An 18,168-nucleotide genomic window follows, 5' to 3' on the forward strand; every position below is an offset into this window, starting at 1 on the left:
ATTTTCGGCATATTTTTACGGAACTTCCCAAATGCCATTCTGATGATTCATTGCACGATCTGTTACCGTGGAATGTCAACATCAGCGACATTATGTAAACTGCATTGCTTAATTGGGCGCTTACGTTGCACGAGAGGTGCAATATGGATTACAGATATGGCAGCCACACAGTATTTCAGATTGAATATCATTTTGTGTGGGTAACGAAATACAGATACAAAGTGCTGACAGGTGAAGTCGCTCTACGCGTGCGAGAGTTAGTTCGCCAGGCATGTGAAGCATTTGAAATCAGGATATTAGAAGGTGTCGTGAGCCAAGATCACGTTCATATACTGGTAAGTAGTCCCCCAACATTGGCACCCTCAGAAATCATGAGGAGATTGAAGGGAAGGACGGCGAGTAAGTTGTTTGAAGAGTTTTCGCATCTGAAAAAGCGTTACTGGGGTCGACATTTTTGGGGCAGAGGCTATTTTTGTGCCACGGAGGGTCAGTTAACGGAATAGATGATAAAGGCTTATCTGGCGCATCATTTTGAACCTAACCCGGATGATAACTTCAGGATGGACAATTGACGCATCGTTCAGCCGATGCGTATCCGGACTTTCAGTCCGTTAATCACTAACCCACCGACTTCAGTCGGTGGTTGTTGAGTTTCTTTACGAAGCTGCAATAACTCCTGTCGCTCTTCAGAGGTTAACGCTCCGGGTTTGGCTTGCTCCATAGCCTGTTTTCGCCATGTATACAGGAGTTTTGTTGAGATACCCAAAGTTTCAGCCGCCAGTGGGACGGTATAGCCCTGTTCAACAATTAAATTGACGGCTTCTCTTTTAAAGTTATCAGTAAATTTTGGGGGCGATTTTCGTTTCATAAAGACACCTTAATTAAAGTTATTCTATTCCTTTACCAAAATGTCCGAATTTATTAAAGCACAACAGTAATTGACTGATTAAAAATCAGTTTAGGTTATGATGTTGAGGGTGTGACCAATTTTTATCGGTCACATAATGTTAGATCATAAATTTCTTTTAGTAGTTATACACTCATGAGTGATTCAATAGAATATTAAGCTTTTTGGATATTGCTGGAGCAGCTCCAATAACGAAATCACCTTGGATTATTATATCTGCTCCAGCTTCACTAGCTATTAACGATCCTGCTGCTAAATCCCAATAACATAGGTCATGCTCATAGTAAGCGTCTAATTTCCCAGCAGCGAGCCAACAAAGATCTAAGGCCGCTGAACCACAACTTCGAATATCTTGCACTTCGGTCAGAAGTTTAGATATTATTTGAGCTTGCTTTCGGCGAATTTCAGGATTTTTCGAAAAACCAGTTGATACAACAGCGTCTGATAGATTGAAAGTGCTACTAGATTTAATTTTATAACCGTTACACCTAGCACCTAAACCGAGTCCGGCAGTAAAGGTATCTTGATGAGATGGATCATATACTGTTCCTGCAACAACTTTTCCATCGACTTCAGCAGCTATTGAAATAGAGTAAGCTGGGATTCGACGAGCAAAATTTAATGTTCCGTCAATTGGATCTATTATCCATTTAACTTTGGAGTTTCCATTATAGTGGCCGGTTTCTTCTCCTAAATAGCTGTCATCTTTGTTTAGCAATGTTAAATTTTCCAGAATTTTTTTCTCAAGTACCTTATCGTATATTGTTACAGTTTCTCGATATGGTCCTTTACTGGTTATAGTCAAAAACTCTTGACTAGTAGTTCTAGGAAGATATTTAGCTGCTTCATGTGCAGCTGTAACACTGCGCGTAATTAAGTTTGTAATGATTTTTTTTGTAAGGTAAGTATCCATATTTTCCTTTTGCATATATTTGGAGGCGTGATGACAACTTGAATTCCTAAATTCTGTTGAACATATTGTCTCGCTGGAGGATTCTTCAAATTTGATGTGGGCCATGGTTATTATTGACTGCAAGGGTTATGTAGATTGCAGAGAAAATAAGCGATTAAATTTTCATTATTTGGATGAAGTAGATACATTTCCGGTGGTGGTAGGTTCGGTATATTCGTTCATATTTATTCAACCTACCAGCCTGAATCAACTATCAACAAATAAGATTCGTAGATTTGTCACCTTTTATCTTGACCTAAGCAACATGAGCTACTTTTAGCAGAGTTATAGCCTAAGTAAGATCAGAAAACATTGCGTCTACATGCAGAGAAAGAGATTTGTTGCGCTCAATGCCAATCCAATGGCGTTCAAGTCGATTCGCTGCATGACAAGTAGCGCCGCTGCCTGCAAAAGGGTCTAAAATGGTTTGACCGGTCACAGTCAGTAGTTCAATCAAGAAAGCTGGGAGAATACTTGGCCAGCGATCTAAATAGGCACTTTCTCCTCTTTTCGCAAGAAAGGACTCATACTGTTGGTCATATTTATTCGAGGTGTCGAATTCAAGTAAGTTTCCACGAATATACTGCGCATACGGCTCTCGCTCAGAAACCGGTATTTGATAATGCCCAGTATAGCTCCTGCTCACCACCCAAATTGGAGTAATCGAATCAGGCAATCGAGGTAACCCAACATTAGGTTGGGGACGAAGGAGTTGGGGATTAAAGTAAAAAAGCTCTTGAATTAGCTTCCAACCACGGGAAGTTAGATACCGTAAAAAAGAAGACTGCTGTATAGATTTTCCTGAAGCGTCAGCAAGCCACATACCGCCAAGCTCGAATGCAACTACTCCATGAGTGGGCAGTAGTCGTTCAAATTCGTTGAAAAAATTTGCAAACCAGTCGACAAATCTTTCTCCCATTCTATCTGCATCGCTAATATTCAAATCACCTTCAAAGGGGGGAGAACATATCACTACATCTATGCTTCCATCAGGGATATCCCGCATAACAGATAAACTATCACCCCATAAATATATTCCTAAATCCGTCTCAATACATATATCTCTATTCATTATATATTTCTCCGACTGGGATCTGTTGTTTTAAATTTGACCATTCAATTACTTCATCCGTCCGTACTGTCACCCTACTGTTAGAATATCCTCCCAAGTAATAAACCAAAGTAGGTTTAAAGGTACATGCAAGGCGTACACCGCGTTTGAGGAGCGAGTAGAATAATTTATCGTCTTCACTTGTAAGTGTTTGAGCGTCATCTATGCTAAATGTTTCTTGAAACGGTACGGACAAGAGCAAATTTCGGTCTAAAAGCCAAGCACTTGTATCAACTGGGACGTCTCGAACTTCAGGACGGTCGTGGATCACATTGGATCCTGGTATTAAAATACCTCGCTCCACATAGTCCCTATATTTGTTTTCACCTTCCTCCTGTGTGTGTGCCCAAGGCCATCTGTGTTCCAAATATGGTTCCCCTTCTGCAGTGAAAAGAGCAACTTCGGAATATACTGCGGGAGAATTGCTCTGGTGAGCGAGTGCAATAAGTGATGATAAGTGATTGGGTAACCACTCGTTATCATCATCGAGAAAGGCTATCCAAGGGTTCTCTGCCATCTGTACCCCGATGTTTCTCAAAACAGATGAACGACCAGGACCAGATACATCACTTAATTTCCGAGGTATCAAATGGACTTTACATCGTTCAATGCTACTAAAATCAATAAATGCTTTTACACTTTGCTCAATCTGATGATCTCCATCGACCAACACAATATGTTCCGCAGCAGGCTCAGTCTGCTGTTGAACACTCATAATTGCTCTTTTAACTTCTACTGGTCTATAACGTGTCAGTGTAATTACGGAAATTCCAGACATAGTTTACTCCACCGGATAAATTTCAGATAATCGCAGACAACTATCATCGGCTGTTATGTCTTTTCTACAAACTGTTAAAAAATCTCGGCTAACTAAATCTTCATATTTTCCTAAAGGCCTCCAGTCTGCTCTTCGTAATTCCTTATGTGGATGAAGTTTTCCAACACTTCCTAAACAGTATTCACAAGCTTTAAGTGGTTGTGAGCGTGTAAGAAACTTATATAGAGATTCTGCGAACTCTGGTTCATCGCTAATGCGGAGTCCATCTACTTCATTATTCCATCCCCCTGCTACACCTTGCTGAGGGATAAAAATGCTCTGAGGACAACGGAAAAACCAGCCGTCGATAACCGTGTGAGAATGCCAAAAATGAGCCATCTTACATGTATCGTAAACATCTTGAGTTAGAGAAAAATCTTCATTTTTTTCTTCTGAATAACTGAAGCGGAAATTATCATAATAGTTAATTCTTAACTTTACTTTATGTAATGCAGCCTTATATTTGAAAGATTCTATCTTTTCCTCATTAGGTAATTTACTAGGATAAAGAGAAAGCTCAAGACTATCTATTGCTTCCCATAATTCATCTGGTGCTTTATGAAGAAGTGTTGCGTTTGTGGTTAACAATATTTCATCTGCAATACCTGAATTAACAACAGCTTTGATTAATTCAAGTAAATTGGGGTTTAAAAGCGGCTCGCCTCCCATAATTTTCGCATAGGACGCGTGATACGAATGACTAAGAACTTCTAAATAGTGATACATTGTGCCTGGATCAGTATTTTTTTTCCTAAATAGAGGTGACAAATGTGCACAAGACTTGCAATTCATATTGCAATGTAAGGTTGCATTAATCTCAATTCCTTCAGGATTAAATACTTTTCCATTTCGAAACTGGACATTTTTCATTATTTCTCCCGAAGCTTTTCCAAATTCCGCAGTATTTTTAATACGGCAGCTATAATATCATCCATATCTTTAGTGGTGCCTAGTAGGAGGTGATGAAGGAATGCAAAACTACTATTATAAGCTTTATGTGAAAATGGTAATTCAAATCTCTTTGGATCTAATTGGGAAATCAATTCCTTTGTATTGGCAATTTTAGATAGTAGTGGGTTATAAAGAAGGTTTGAATTCATTGGTGCATCTAGTGTTTCAACGAAAGTACCAAGCTCTGCAGCCATTGCTTCGACCACTCGATGTATAGAGAAAGGGCCTACAATGTCGGCACTTAATTGAATCACATAGTCATAATATGTTCTGCGGGTTAATCCGGCTGGTGGGGTAATGGTATTCACACCAGGTATTTTTTCTAAGGCATTCGCTAAATAGGAAGCATTAGTTTCACGAACTGCATTTTGTTCATCCAGTAATTCAAGTTGAGCTAGTGCAATTGCAGAGTGAATTTCTGATAAACAGTGATTAGCCCCATATACTTCTCCCATTTCAACAAGTTCCAATTGTCCTGCCGCAGGAGAGCTGGAATATATTCGACCATTTCCTCGATACTGTTGGAGACGATTATAAGCATCTAATGAGTTACATGTAACAATTCCTCCTTCTCCACAAGTTAATACTTTCGTTTGTTGTAGGCTAAAAACTCCTAGTTGTCCAAATGAACCTAGTTTTTCCCCTCGCCATTCTGCACCATGGGCTTGTGAACAATCTTCGATTAAAGCTATACCGGTCCGATTAGCAAGATCTATAAAGCCATCAATGTCAGCAGCAGAGCAGTATGCGTGTACCAAAAGGATTGCAATGGTTTTATCGCTAAGTGCTGCTTCTGCTGCTTGTACAGAAATGCTGAGCGAGCTAGGATCTATATCTGCGAGTACTGGTACGGCTCCCAGTTCAACAACTGTTGATGCACAAGCTACCCAAGTCAAGCCTGGTACGATAACTTCAGTCCCTGGACCTACACCAACTTCTTGCATTGCAATTTTAATTGCAGCAGACCCGTTCGTAGTTGCAATAGCATAAGAAGAGCCTTGATAGTCAGCAAATGCTTGGCAGAACCTTTTTTCATAGCCTGTAGCACCAGTGTAGGCTCCGCTAATAGCCCATCGTCCCGAGAGCATGGCATCTTCAAGGTTAGCCATAGTTTGTTTCGTAGCGGACGGCCATGCTGTCCATGGTGAAGTACGAACTGGGTTTCCCCCAATAATTGCAAGTTCAGAGGTACTCATAATAATTTCTCCATTTTAATTAAAATTACCTAAAAATCTTAAACGAGCATCTTCAATACAATGCTGAACTGTTGACTCATCGGCTTCATAATTAGCGAAATTATTTATCAAAGCCATGCCCACATCAGCAATTTCCCACGGCGTATCAAGATCGTAAAATTGAAAAAGATTACTTGCTCGATCTATTATTTCTTTCCCCTTAGCTAAATCGCTTCTATTTCCAATATTAATATCTGAACGGGTAGGTAAAGCTGTAATTAATTTTGTCGCTAATGTTTGAACGTTTCTTGAACCTAAGTGAAGCAAAAAATCACCAGAATCTTGCAGATTAATTGAATGTCCTGCAGCAAAAAATCCATCGATAGGAGTATCTTCTCCAATAGCAACATTTTCATTTATTATTGGAAATCTAAAAAAGTCTAGTTCTTCGATATAATCTGGAGGCAAATACTCATCTTGGACATAGCTTCCAATCAAAGTCATTCCAGCTTTACCATTCAACACTGTGGCTACAGCTTCTTCTTCATCATAAGAATTTGCTTTACCGATAAACCAATCGTTTCTTTGCAATTTTCTGAAAAATGAAAGCACAGTTTTAATTCTTGCATCTGTATATGGTATTTTTAAATCCATAAGTTGTTGATGAAACTCTGGACCGTTTAACCTCATATTTAAATAGTCGAACCATGCTACTGCTGGACACCGATAACGTGAACCTAACGAAAAAGGTACAATACCTATTGAACGTAGCTTTTCAGCCGCAACGGTAAGTTCATGCCAACTATTTATTGGCATATTGATCCCTGCTTGTCTAAAAACTGATGGACGATAATATATTGCCCACCAAAAATAAGAAGTTGGAATAAAATATTGTGCATCTCCTTTATCAAACATTTTTTGAAATCTGGGTTGAAGTGATTCATAGAACGTCTCAATTCCCTTAATTGATTCAGTATTAAGCATGAGTTTACGCTCAATAAAAGATTTCATACGATTTCCAGCAAACCAAGTCAAAACATCAGGTGGATTTGTTTGAGTAAGATAATTCTCAAGTGAGTCTCTAAGTTCCTCATGATCTATGAAAGTGAGATTAACTGGCCTATTCGGTTGATTCGTATTCCAATAGTCTACTACCTGCTCTATAAAAAATTTTGTTACAGGTGTAATTTGATCTGTTATAAATGAAATAGTCACTTTATATCTCCTGTAATATGTCCACTTAATTTTCGCAATTTTAATAACATTTCATGCATATTCTCCTTGTTATTAAAACTTTCCTCTATCGATATGTCATTACAGCCAATCACTTGTAATTTTTTTAAAAATGACAACTGATACTCTTCTCTGAATACACCTGAACCACGAGGAATAAATGAAGTATGAGCATGCATTATTTTGCTTTTATATAGCTCATCACTGAGACTCAGTTGTTCAGTGAAAATATGATAGCAGTCAGCCGTTATTGAAATATCAGGAATATCATTTATTACCCTCTGTGCTTCAATACAGGAATTTATGAAATTTGTTTCACCACTATGCAGTGGCTCAATACTAAGTATTTGTTTTCTACTTGTACACACATCCTTGGCTTTATTTATAAAATCTATAAATTGTTTGTATGCACAGATGCGTTTGAAATGTTCAGGTACAGAACGTGCTTGACCACTACCTAGTGTAACTTTTTTTATTCCAAGTATTACAGATAGATCAATCAGTTGTGTAAAAATTTTAAGCGCATATGTATGATCCGAATTATCTCCAACAATTTTAGCACCAAGTTCCCGTGGTAATGGAGATGTCATGGCTTCGAAAGATATATTTTCAACTTTTAGTAAATTATCAAAATCTCCGTCTCTAAAAAGTTGAAGAAGAAAATCACCTTTTATTTCGAGGTAATCAAAACCGCATTCTTGAGCCCATGCTAGTTGTTGATTATTAGAAATAACACATCCAATACGCATAATAATCACCCCTCAAAAGGATAATTTTTGATAATCTTAGAAAGCATTTGTAGTTCACTTTGTATAACCAGCAATCCTTCTCGAAGGTCAAAATCATTAATAGATAATGGTGGGTATAATCTAATCCGACTTCCATATGCCATAGCGATAACGCCACGCCGAATCAAAGAATGAAAAAAATGGCGAGTTAACTCAGCAGGTAATGGATGGTTTGTGTCTGGACAGACTAGTTCTAAGCCAATCATGAGTCCTAGTATTCCAACATTTCCAACTACAGATATATCATTAGGCCATGATTCAATGATGCTTTCTGCTAGTTTGCCTAATTCACAACTTCGTTCAACTAGATGTTCATCTCGAATGATTTCAACTGTAGCTAAGGCTGCTGCACTAGCTAAAGGATTACCACTAAATGTTGAAGAAGCTGCACTCGGAGAAGAAAATGATGTGTCTTTAACCAAATTAGCATCGCTAATTATGGCACTTACAGGTATACCAGAACCCATGGCCTTACCAAGAACCAAAATATCGGGCGCTACATTTTCGTGTTCATAAGCGAAAAACTGTCCAGTTCTTCCAAATCCTGTGATTACCTCATCAAAAATCAATAATGCTCCAAAATCGTCGGCTAGTTTACGTATTTTTTTTAGATATCCTGGAGGAGGAACGATATTTCCATTAGTACCCTGAACAGGCTCTATAATTATGGCTGCGATATTTCCTGTTGTACTCTCTTTTATTGTATTTTTTGCAAGTTCAACACAGGCATATTGACAGTCAGGGAATTTGAGTTTTAAAGGACATCGAAAGCAATAGGCATAGGGAATATGATGAATGCCTGTTGGTAAGGGGCCAACATCTTTTTTTCTTGGTCCGGCATGGAGACTGATAGCGCCTTGAGTTTTGCCATGAAAACCGCCCCAGAAACTAATTACTTCTTCTCGACCACTTGCTGCCCGTGCAAATCGAATAGCAGCTTCGACTGCTTCACTTCCTGTTGAAAACATATGTATATGTTGCAGGTTTGATGGTAAAAAGTCTGCTATACTTTCATACAGTTGGGCACGAACGTCTGTATAGAAACTACCAACAGTACATCTAGAAAGTTGTCCCATCATACGTTCTTGAAATTTCGGATGAGAATGCCCAATATTACAAACACCAACCCCGGTGAAAAAATCGATATACCGATTTCCATCGGAATCCCAAATATGTGCATTTTTTGCGTAATCTACTACAATGTTCGCATACTCGGTAATTATTGGCCCACCAGGTAATGAGTATTCTGAAAATTTCGAAATTATTTTCTCAGTGATAGGAGATGAAAGCTTATCCTTTCTATTTATCATATTTCCTCCTCGAGTGTTATTCATGCTTTTTAGAAGTAATTAATCGTTGCAAGACTTCTCCACCAAGGCCTTTGGGATGATTTGCTGCTAATATTGATTGGAGTAATTTGATGTCTTCTTTAGCATCAAGCACATCAGTAATTACATTATTATTATTGATAACACACTGATAGAAAACTCGTAGTTCTTCTTTGAATGCATTATCATAAGAAACCTCTACTTCACTAGTGATTAATTTCCCATCTTGCATATATTCCTGAGAAACTATCGTTGGTATATTTTTCAAAAATGGAGAGCTAAATTTTGCTTTTATACGTTCAGAGTCTGAATAAACTGAAAGTTCTTCAATATAGTTTCTAACTCCAGACAAATAAGACCAAGTTAATATTATATGGTGATTTTCACCATAATCTAAGACTGTGCTTATAGTTGGATAATAAGAATAAATAGGCCATATTTGTGTTGACAGAACACCGATTGGTTCGCCAAACATAGCACGAATTAGATTGATATTGTGAACCATACTACTAAGCATCGCATCATGATAAATATATTTAATATTTTCTTCAATATTTCCTACTGCGCTAGCTAAAATCCTATTTTGTTCTTGAATCTTTTCTTCTTTTATATCTTTGGGTATATCATTGAATCGAAGAACTTCATGCATATCAAAATATTGTTGTTCGCTCGGATGAAGAATTGTTACTTGGGTATAACGAGGATTTTCAATTTTATTAATAATATCAAGGGCATATTTAAATCCAGGATCGTAACGTTTCATATAACCAATCATCACGATTTTATCAATTTTCTTTAAAATTATTTCAATTTCTTCGGCTTCTTTCACTGTAAAACAAAGAGGTTTTTCGCAGAAAACATGTTTTCCTGCCTTTAAAGCTTGTGAAACAAGTGGGGCATGAGAGCCTTCAGTTAGAACAAAAACAGCATCGATGCCTGATTCAAGAAATTCCGTATAATCTGTATATCTATATTCATCGTCAATGTTATATTTTTTCCCTATTTTATTTAAAAGGCTACTAGAAATATCGCATATCGCTTTAATTTCAAAAAGTTCATTAAGTTCTTTTAGATGTGGAAAATGCATGATTTGAGCAATTGCACCACATCCAACTACTCCTACTTTTATACAATATGTCTCTGGCATTTTTATCTGTCTCCGCTTCCATTAAAGGGAAAAAATTACCGAATAATAGTATGAAAAACATATTTATGATATAATATCTAGATGCAGTATTTAAATAAGGATATAACTATTTTAGATTACTGTATTTTTAAAATATAACTAACCAGTGATAATAATAAATTACTATTAATCATCCATGTAAAATATAAATATCACTTGAAACTTATCACCCATAGTTATTTTAACTAATAACTAATAACTAATAACTAATAACTAATAACTAATAACTATTAATTCATAAACAATATTTTATTATCATCTCTTAAATAATTAATTTTGTTTTTTTTTGAGTGCTCCATTTATATCAGGGTAATATATCCCATTTTTTCAATAAATTCTACAGTCTATTCAATTACATATCTCTATGTTTTTCTAAGGAGATAAATTTATTCTGATATAAATAATTGTTATCACAATATAGATAAATACAACGTCGAAATTATTTATAATCTGACCTATCAATATAGAAAATTATATTTCACATAACTGCCGTTGATCTGGAAATTATTATTTAATGAATTGATTTAATTTAATCCATTGTGGAATTTTTTTCTAACATATTATTTGTAACAAGATCGTTAAAAATCATTATTTTTTTTATTTTTTTTGACTGTATTATCATCACGGTTATAAATGAGCATAGACAGTTGATATATAAGCCTAGCAGTTTGTGTTACCTGATGTGAAAGCTCAACGTTTATCAATAACAAACAATGAACTTCAAGGCAGATTCAAAGGCATTCTTAAATATAAAATTTTCATGAAATGAAATTAAGGGAGAGTCCAATGAAAAATGTCACAGTGGTTGGAGCTGATGGATTTATTGGAAACACGATGGTCAAAATACTCCGACAAAAAGGTTACAACCCAATCGCTGTCACTCGAAATAGAAAAATTGAAAATTATGATACAGACATTGTACTCTATTTAGCGGGTTCAACCACACCACATAACGCAAAGAGTGATTCCGAACACGTAGATTTTGATTTGCTTAGTCTTATTCAATTTTTAAATAAATTAAAAAATATTAAAACACGTCCTTTATTCGTATTTGCTTCTTCTGCGGGAACAGTATATGACCCTGCTGATACTCAGCCTTATAAAGAGTCTTCATCGTTATTACCGGTAAATCTTTATGGATGTAGCAAGTTAGCTCAAGAGGCAGTAGTACGACAATCTAACTGGGTGGAACCTCTTATTTTAAGATTATCGAACATCTATGGACCCCATCAAAAACCTAAGCCAGGATTTGGAGTCATAGCTCATTGGGCACAAAAAATATGTAATCACGAACCAATAGAAATGATGGGAAATTCAGGGCGAGATTATCTCAACATCTTTGATTTAGCAGAAATTATATTAAAAATAATAAATAATTATCAATCCTGTTATACAGGATTAACTGTCAATGTTGGATCTGGAGAAACGGTAACTCTTAGCGATCTTTATGGAATTTTTTTGAAGGCCGCTGCTCAACCAATAAAGGTGATCAAAAAATCTGCCAGAACATTTGATGCAAGTTCTGTTTCAATAGACATTTCCTTGGCAAAAGAATTGTTTAATTGGCAACCTAAAATATCACTTAACGTAGGCATAAAAGGTGTTTTAGACGCTGCTTTTGCATCTAAAAAATAAATTAAATACATCCAATATTATTTATTATTAATATACTTTAAATAGATAAATAAAAAACCATCACCAATTGATCCTTAAATTATTTTTTAAAAAATTTATTAATTGTATCTTCATTTGAAGAAGCGGAATGAATAACCTAGCACTCTTTAAGATTTTGGTAGTGTTCAACGATTTATTATTCATAGGTAATTTCAAGGAAAAAATATGACAAGTTCAAAAAATCCTATTCGTGTGGCAATTATTGGTGTTGGTAACTGTGCATCTTCACTAATTCAAGGTGTTGAGTATTACAAAAATGCACCTGATGATAAAAATATTCCTGGTCTAATGCATGTCCGCTTTGGAAAGTATCATGTTTCTGATATTGAGTTTGTTATGGCCTTTGATGTTGATGCAGCCAAGGTCGGTCTAGACTTATCTGAGGCAATTAATGTATCAGAGAATAATACTATTAAAATTTCTGATGTTCCAACAATCGGAGTAGAGGTACTTCGTGGCCCAACGTTGGATGGTTTAGGATATTATTATCGACAACTTATTCAAGAATCTAGTGAGCCACCAGTTGATGTGGTTTCTTCATTGATAAGCGCTAATGTTGATGTTTTGGTTTGTTATCTTCCAGTAGGCTCTGAAAAGGCAGCCCGTTTTTATGCACAAGCTGCAATTGATGCTTGTGTTGCTTTTGTGAATGCGTTACCAGTGTTTATCGCTAGTGAACCCGAGTTAGCAAAAAAATTCGAGGAATCAGGCATTCCAATTATAGGTGATGATATAAAATCCCAAATTGGCGCAACGATTACTCACCGTGAGTTGGTAAAACTTTTTGAGAAAAGAGGAGTTACTCTTGACCGTACATATCAATTGAATGTAGGTGGCAATATGGACTTCAAAAATATGCTGGAACGGGAACGCTTAGAATCTAAGAAAATGTCCAAAACCCAAGCAGTTACTTCAAATACTTCGGCTATATTGTCGAAGAAAGATATACACATAGGTCCTTCTGATTATGTCCAGTGGTTAGATGATCGGAAGTGGGCATTTGTCCGTTTGGAGGGGCGTAATTTTGGTGATGTTCCTGTCTCAATAGAATATAAACTTGAAGTTTGGGATTCACCTAATTCTGCTGGAGTGATCATTGACGCTGTGCGAGCAGCAAAAATTGGTTTAGATCGTGGGATTGGGGGACCATTAATTTCTGCTTCCAGTTACTTTATGAAATCTCCGCCAGAACAATTTTCCGACGAAGTGGCTCATGAAAAAGTTGAAGCTTTCATAAGGGGTGAAATACAGAAGTAAAAATCCAATTACATTCATTGTGTCAATCAGTACCAACTACTTATAGGTCAATATGGAGTAATATTAGTCTCTTAAGTACACATAATTCACTACAATTTATTGAAATTTAACTTTTAATTAGTATGATTTTTTAACCAACGCACAAGAAAAATGTAGTGGAAAATATAAAGTAAAGTGATGGATATTTATTTAGTAAAAAGTAACTTTTAGATCTGTGTCTAAATATTAATCTGGTGGTAATTAAGTTCTAATAAATCTTAAGATTTATAAATATAAATCATCGCCAGATTAATAACATAACTGTACTGTCATTTGAAATTGTTTCTATGAAATAGTTACTATTACCTATCCTGTATAGATTTGGGTGTATGATATTTTTTTTGAAGAATAAAATGAAATAATTTCAATGTATAACTAATAAAAACACAAAATATGTGTTGAAATATTGTAATGAGATATTAATTTTATTAAATTTATGAGAAATTAATTTCTAAAATAGTATTAGATAAAATTATAATATTGATAGTTTTACCAAATAAGGAATATAAAAGTTAATGATAATCAAGTAAATAAATATTACCTTCCTTGGGTTCACATGTTAACACATAATATACTGTACTGTAGGCTCATAGGTAATATTATGATTAATTTTTACAAAAAAACGGAATTAAAATATTAGTTGTTTTTGTGGTTGTTTTTTCGGCAGTTCTGGTGCTAAATTATATTGTTTTTCACAATGGATTTGGAATAAAAAATAAAATAGAAGAAGCCTTTAGAGCTTATAATAAAAATAAAAAAGAAACTGGCTATGATAGATTTATCACTCCATACCATAGATAGCCTTTATATACTCCATGGCGCTAGCACATTATTTTAATGGCACTTTAAAGATGATTATTTTTCAAAAATTAACTTTTACGGTATTTGTATCGAGTAAAATGTAGTCACAAAAGCAATTTTTTAAACTTTTATAGAAAACCATAGGATTAAAGAACAATATTTACATTTTGATAATAAATATTAATCAAAGTATGCTCGCGCCCTGTATATACTCTATAAACTTTAATTTGAAAACTATAAGATAACGTGATTTATTATATCTTCCCTGCTGCACGGAGAAATATAAAATGCACCTTGAAGTTAAATTGGTATATGAAAATTAAATAAATAATTTTTTATTAAGATGAAATTATCATGGCTACTAATTTTGTTAACGTTAATATTAATGAAGTTTCTATGTGACATTATATTTTAAAAAATTGTTCCATACAAAACAAAAAAACTGCCATAGGTTTAATATTTACATAAACTCTAATCTAAATACCCATTGAGGTAATAACACAAAATTAGTTCTATAACATAATGAGGTAACCAATATGAAAGGCGCAATTATAGGTTTTGGAGTAATAGCAACTGGACATCTCGCAGGGTATCGGCAGTGTAATGGATTTTCAGTAACCTCCATTGTCGATGTGTCACCAGAGAGACGACGTATAGCGGAAGAAAATTTTGGTCTTACAGCTTACTCTACATTTGAGCAACTTGTTAAAGCTGAAGATCTTGATTTTATCGATGTGTGTACTCCTCCTGACACTCACGCTATCTATAGCGCTAAAGCATTAGATAGTGGATTCCACACGTTATGTGAAAAACCTGTCTTTTTGCCTGATCTATCGGGATATAAGGACCAAATATCCAAAATAATTTCAAGCGATAAACTGTTTTATCCTTGTCACGTATACAAGTTTTCTCCAGTACTTGCAGAAGTAAGAAAAATCGTGCAGGCAGGGGGGATAGGAAAAATTGTGCGTGCAGATTTTAAAACCTTACGCTTAGGTCACGCCTTAGGCGTAAAAGGTTGGGATCCAGATTGGAGGAGAAAATTGAGCATATCAAAAGGAGGGATTCTTCGCGATCATGGACCGCATAGTATATACGCAGCAATGCACCTAACTAATTCCACTCCCCTATCAGTTTCATGTATCTCAGGGCAGTTTCGTGATGGGTTTCTAGACACTGAGGATACAGCTTTTGTTCGTATGCAGTGTACAAATGATGTAGAAGTAAGTTTTACGTTATCATGGTCGGCTGACCATAGAAGTACCTGCTATAGCATATCAGGAACTCGAGGTTCAATAATAGTGAATGATGATGAACTAACCTATGCATCAGATGGAAAAATCATTAAAAAAACAATCAATTCTGAATTCAATGACCCTACACATAAGAGTTGGTTTCGGGATATGTTTCTTGATTTTAAAGATTTAGTTATGAATCCAATACGTCGTGCTCCACTAATCATTGAGTCGCTCGTGACATCGGCGACTATAGACGCAGCATATGATTCCAGTTGCCAATCAGGAAAATGGATTGATTTGGATGTTCCTGATTACTCAGCAGCTTGAATTGTGAGTTTAACTTTAAAATAATAATAGGGATTTCTCTTTAGATTTAGTTCTGTGAGTAATTATGCTTTGCTACTCAGACGCAGCTAGATTTATCAAAACTTATAATAAATTGATTCTAGAGCAAATAGGAGGGTTTTAATGTCAATAAAAACAGGTCAGCGGATAACGTTGAACGAATCACAATCTTGGCTGGCACTTTGCCTGCTTTGTTTACCAACCGCTGTGCTTGCTTTAGATATGAGTGCATTATACTTGGCTTTAGCGCACATAGCTGCCTCTCTTGACACTACGTCAGTAGAAGAACTGTGGATTTTAGACATCTACCCACTCATGATTGCAGGATTTCTCATGCCAATGGGAGGAATGAGTGATCGTTGGGGAAATCGTCGCGTCTTATTAATTGGGGGCACTGCTTTCGCAGTGCTTTCAGCTGTAGCTTCTATGTCACCAACCTCCTCTACGCTAATTATAGTAAGGGCAGCACTAGGCATTGCTGGTGCAACACTTATGCCAGCGACCCTTGGGCTGATAAGTGAGCTATTCCAAAATCCACACCAGCGTAGACGAGCAATTGCGATATGGACTGCTGCTTTCATGGCTGGATTTGCTCTTGGGCCAATAATAGGTGGCGCTTTATTGGAATTTTTTGGATGGGAAGCTATTTTTCTCTTAGCTGTTCCCGTAATACTCCCCTTGCTAATAGCTGGTCCGATAGTTTTTCCTAAAGGATTTAAGCTTGAAAACCAAAAACAATACGATTGGATTAGTAGTATACTTTTTCTTGCTACTATACTTCCGCTTGTTTATGGGTTTAAAGGACTTGTCAGTACTGAAATAAAGCTAAGTACTACTGTGGTTTTAGCGTGGGGGTTTATTGCCGGAGGAGTATTTGTTATTCGCCAACTTAAAGTCAATAACCCTCTTCTGGATCTTAAAATGATCCTATCTAATGCAGGGCTAGCGACTGCATTGATGGTACTTTTATTGGGGCCTTCTATTATAGGAGGTTTAACTCTTTTTGTACCTCAATATCTCCAGCTGGCTTACGGATTAAGTCCTGTTGCTGCTGGCGCATCAATTGCACCTGCATCACTTGGACTGCTTATAGGAGCGCTTATATCTCCCACTCTTTCAAGGAAAATGAAAAGCAGTGGAGCAGTTATTGGGACAGGATTTCTCGTGATGTCAGTAGGTCTTGTTACTATAGCGCTTGGCGTTCAACTAGGCCCAGTGTGGGTGGTAGCAGGTATTGTTGTTGTGTATTTAGGGTCAGGTCCTTTCGATGCACTAGGTACTGATATCGTGATTTCCTCAGCTCCCGAAGGTAAGAGTGCTTCAGCAGGTGCAGCAGCTGAAACAGCGACTGAACTTGGTATGGGACTAGGTATAGCCCTTTTCGGTACACTAGGGACAGCTGTTTACCAACGAATTTTAACCGGAGGTCTTGCTAGTAGCGATATTAATAGTTCTATTGTAGAACATGCTGCGAATTCATTTTCTATCGCTATGGCAGAAGCTTCCTCATTGGGGGGAATTAAAGGTGAGTATCTCAGAGAACAAGCAAGTGATGCTTTTGCATCAGGCCTTGCCGTAGTCGCGGGTTCAACTGTAATACTTGCCATATTTTTATCCATAGTATCTTTTATTTTTCTTCGAAAAACGGCTTAAGCCAGTTTCCAAACCGAGAGATATTGTGGTACAAGAGTTTTTAGCACCTCACAAGATTATTAATGGTATTAACCCTATGTAAATTTAGAGCTGGAGCTATGATTGATGAAGTATATTGTCTCAGGGTTAATATAAATTGGAGGCAAACCATTTCTATGGTAAATGGTTTGCCTCACGTGGAAACTGCAAGGAGCACCCATCGGGTGACGTACGAAAACTCCCGTAGCCTGAAAGGGAGTGCATGCAATGCGGTACATCTGCGCACTTTTGTAAGCAGATATCCTCGGACACCTAACCCTCCGTTTGAGGATGAAAGTTTCCCGGTGGTATTCATCACCGGCTACCCATACAACAGAGCAGAATTGGCTTTGTCTCACACTGATCGATACTGTTTTAACCGGTACAACATTCACCTGCATTTTGCATTTATCACGATAAACGTCCCGAAAACGGCGCGGCGTCCAACGTCCAGAGCACGTAGAGCCTGACTTTACGTAACCGCCTAATTAACCCCACATATCCGACAGATTAATCTTTTGTCATAGTGAGTTTTCTTTTATTGAGAGGGCGAATCACTATGACACTCACTGAAAAACAGCAACACTGGGCGGCAGTTATTGCTTCCCAAAAGCAGAGCGGGCTAACGGTGACGGCGTTTTGCCAGCACCATGAGATTAATCCAGCCACATTTTACTATTGGACAAAAAAGCTCC

At 36.6% G+C, this 18,168-nt stretch carries 16 protein-coding genes and 1 pseudogene; 7 read left to right on the forward strand and 10 right to left on the reverse strand.

Features of this window, described 5'->3' with window-relative positions:
• Positions 1–143 precede the first annotated feature (143 nt).
• Positions 144–572 (forward strand): annotated as a pseudogene (gene tnpA, locus C5469_RS20890) (IS200/IS605 family transposase).
• A gap of 8 nt (positions 573–580) precedes the next feature.
• Here tnpA (C5469_RS20890) and C5469_RS20895 read toward each other — a convergent pair.
• From C5469_RS20895 to C5469_RS20940, 10 genes are all read right to left on the reverse strand, one after another.
• Positions 581–868 (reverse strand): transposase, encoded by a 288-nt coding sequence (locus C5469_RS20895; protein ID WP_166310429.1) that lies wholly within the window; start codon positions 866–868, stop codon positions 581–583.
• A gap of 172 nt (positions 869–1,040) precedes the next feature.
• On the reverse strand, positions 1,041–1,820 hold the full coding sequence (locus C5469_RS20900; protein ID WP_166310431.1) for an inositol monophosphatase family protein: 780 nt from the start codon (positions 1,818–1,820) through the stop codon (positions 1,041–1,043).
• Between the two features lie 331 nt (positions 1,821–2,151).
• Positions 2,152–2,931 (reverse strand): DNA-methyltransferase, encoded by a 780-nt coding sequence (locus C5469_RS20905; protein ID WP_166310433.1) that lies wholly within the window; start codon positions 2,929–2,931, stop codon positions 2,152–2,154.
• Positions 2,924–3,748, reverse strand: a complete 825-nt coding sequence (locus C5469_RS20910) for a glycosyltransferase family A protein (protein WP_166310435.1) — start codon at positions 3,746–3,748, stop codon at positions 2,924–2,926. Before C5469_RS20910 ends, C5469_RS20905 begins: the two co-directional genes overlap by 8 nt.
• A 3-nt stretch (positions 3,749–3,751) precedes the next feature.
• Positions 3,752–4,657: a radical SAM protein gene (locus C5469_RS20915; RefSeq protein WP_166310437.1), complete on the reverse strand. Its 906-nt coding sequence runs from the start codon at positions 4,655–4,657 to the stop codon at positions 3,752–3,754.
• A complete protein-coding gene (locus tag C5469_RS20920; protein ID WP_166310439.1) occupies positions 4,657–5,934 on the reverse strand; it encodes a DegT/DnrJ/EryC1/StrS family aminotransferase in 1,278 nt (425 codons plus the stop codon). Before C5469_RS20920 ends, C5469_RS20915 begins: the two co-directional genes overlap by 1 nt.
• Positions 5,935–5,949: 15 nt before the next feature.
• On the reverse strand, positions 5,950–7,128 hold the full coding sequence (locus C5469_RS20925; RefSeq protein ID WP_166310441.1) for an extracellular solute-binding protein: 1,179 nt from the start codon (positions 7,126–7,128) through the stop codon (positions 5,950–5,952).
• The gene (locus C5469_RS20930) at positions 7,125–7,895 is read right to left on the reverse strand and encodes a TIM barrel protein (protein WP_166310443.1); all 771 of its coding nucleotides are present in this window, start codon (positions 7,893–7,895) and stop codon (positions 7,125–7,127) included. The genes C5469_RS20925 and C5469_RS20930 overlap by 4 nt, the downstream gene beginning before the upstream one ends.
• Before the next feature lie 5 nt (positions 7,896–7,900).
• The gene (locus tag C5469_RS20935; RefSeq protein ID WP_166310445.1) at positions 7,901–9,244 is read right to left on the reverse strand and encodes an aspartate aminotransferase family protein; all 1,344 of its coding nucleotides are present in this window, start codon (positions 9,242–9,244) and stop codon (positions 7,901–7,903) included.
• Positions 9,245–9,260: 16 nt separating this feature from the next.
• Complete coding sequence (locus C5469_RS20940; RefSeq protein ID WP_166310447.1) at positions 9,261–10,409, reverse strand: Gfo/Idh/MocA family protein; 1,149 nt, start codon at positions 10,407–10,409, stop codon at positions 9,261–9,263.
• Between the two features lie 825 nt (positions 10,410–11,234).
• Here C5469_RS20940 and C5469_RS20945 point away from each other — a divergent pair.
• The 6 genes from C5469_RS20945 to tnpA (C5469_RS24590) all read left to right on the forward strand — a co-directional run.
• On the forward strand, positions 11,235–12,083 hold the full coding sequence (locus C5469_RS20945; RefSeq protein WP_166310449.1) for an NAD-dependent epimerase/dehydratase family protein: 849 nt from the start codon (positions 11,235–11,237) through the stop codon (positions 12,081–12,083).
• Positions 12,084–12,287: 204 nt separating this feature from the next.
• Entirely contained in the window at positions 12,288–13,379 is a 1,092-nt protein-coding gene (locus tag C5469_RS20950) for an inositol-3-phosphate synthase (RefSeq protein ID WP_166310451.1), read from the forward strand.
• 1,376 nt (positions 13,380–14,755) lie between these two features.
• On the forward strand, positions 14,756–15,784 hold the full coding sequence (locus tag C5469_RS20955; RefSeq protein WP_166310453.1) for a Gfo/Idh/MocA family protein: 1,029 nt from the start codon (positions 14,756–14,758) through the stop codon (positions 15,782–15,784).
• A gap of 141 nt (positions 15,785–15,925) precedes the next feature.
• On the forward strand, positions 15,926–17,455 hold the full coding sequence (locus tag C5469_RS20960) for an MFS transporter (RefSeq protein ID WP_166310455.1): 1,530 nt from the start codon (positions 15,926–15,928) through the stop codon (positions 17,453–17,455).
• Between the two features lie 203 nt (positions 17,456–17,658).
• Positions 17,659–17,943 (forward strand): hypothetical protein, encoded by a 285-nt coding sequence (locus C5469_RS20965; RefSeq protein ID WP_166310457.1) that lies wholly within the window; start codon positions 17,659–17,661, stop codon positions 17,941–17,943.
• A gap of 89 nt (positions 17,944–18,032) precedes the next feature.
• On the forward strand, positions 18,033–18,168 hold a 136-nt coding region (tnpA, locus tag C5469_RS24590), incomplete at its 3' end, for an IS66 family insertion sequence element accessory protein TnpA (RefSeq protein ID WP_422615845.1).

Source organism: Photorhabdus cinerea (genome assembly GCF_011189575.1).
Classification (GTDB): Bacteria; Pseudomonadota; Gammaproteobacteria; order Enterobacterales; family Enterobacteriaceae; genus Photorhabdus; species Photorhabdus cinerea.

What these genes read in the sequence shown, in the direction of transcription:
- C5469_RS20915 (WP_166310437.1), bottom strand. Translation starts at nt 4,657, where the DNA reads ATGAAAAATGTCCAGTTTCGAAATGGAAAAGTATTTAATCCTGAAGGA.
- C5469_RS20960 (WP_166310455.1), top strand. Translation starts at nt 15,926, where the DNA reads ATGTCAATAAAAACAGGTCAGCGGATAACGTTGAACGAATCACAATCT.
- C5469_RS20950 (WP_166310451.1), top strand. Translation starts at nt 12,288, where the DNA reads ATGACAAGTTCAAAAAATCCTATTCGTGTGGCAATTATTGGTGTTGGT.
- C5469_RS20910 (WP_166310435.1), bottom strand. Translation starts at nt 3,748, where the DNA reads ATGTCTGGAATTTCCGTAATTACACTGACACGTTATAGACCAGTAGAA.
- C5469_RS20895 (WP_166310429.1), bottom strand. Translation starts at nt 868, where the DNA reads ATGAAACGAAAATCGCCCCCAAAATTTACTGATAACTTTAAAAGAGAA.
- C5469_RS20920 (WP_166310439.1), bottom strand. Translation starts at nt 5,934, where the DNA reads ATGAGTACCTCTGAACTTGCAATTATTGGGGGAAACCCAGTTCGTACT.
- C5469_RS20955 (WP_166310453.1), top strand. Translation starts at nt 14,756, where the DNA reads ATGAAAGGCGCAATTATAGGTTTTGGAGTAATAGCAACTGGACATCTC.
- C5469_RS20900 (WP_166310431.1), bottom strand. Translation starts at nt 1,820, where the DNA reads ATGGATACTTACCTTACAAAAAAAATCATTACAAACTTAATTACGCGC.
- C5469_RS20945 (WP_166310449.1), top strand. Translation starts at nt 11,235, where the DNA reads ATGAAAAATGTCACAGTGGTTGGAGCTGATGGATTTATTGGAAACACG.
- C5469_RS20905 (WP_166310433.1), bottom strand. Translation starts at nt 2,931, where the DNA reads ATGAATAGAGATATATGTATTGAGACGGATTTAGGAATATATTTATGG.
- C5469_RS20930 (WP_166310443.1), bottom strand. Translation starts at nt 7,895, where the DNA reads ATGCGTATTGGATGTGTTATTTCTAATAATCAACAACTAGCATGGGCT.
- C5469_RS20940 (WP_166310447.1), bottom strand. Translation starts at nt 10,409, where the DNA reads ATGCCAGAGACATATTGTATAAAAGTAGGAGTAGTTGGATGTGGTGCA.
- C5469_RS20935 (WP_166310445.1), bottom strand. Translation starts at nt 9,244, where the DNA reads ATGATAAATAGAAAGGATAAGCTTTCATCTCCTATCACTGAGAAAATA.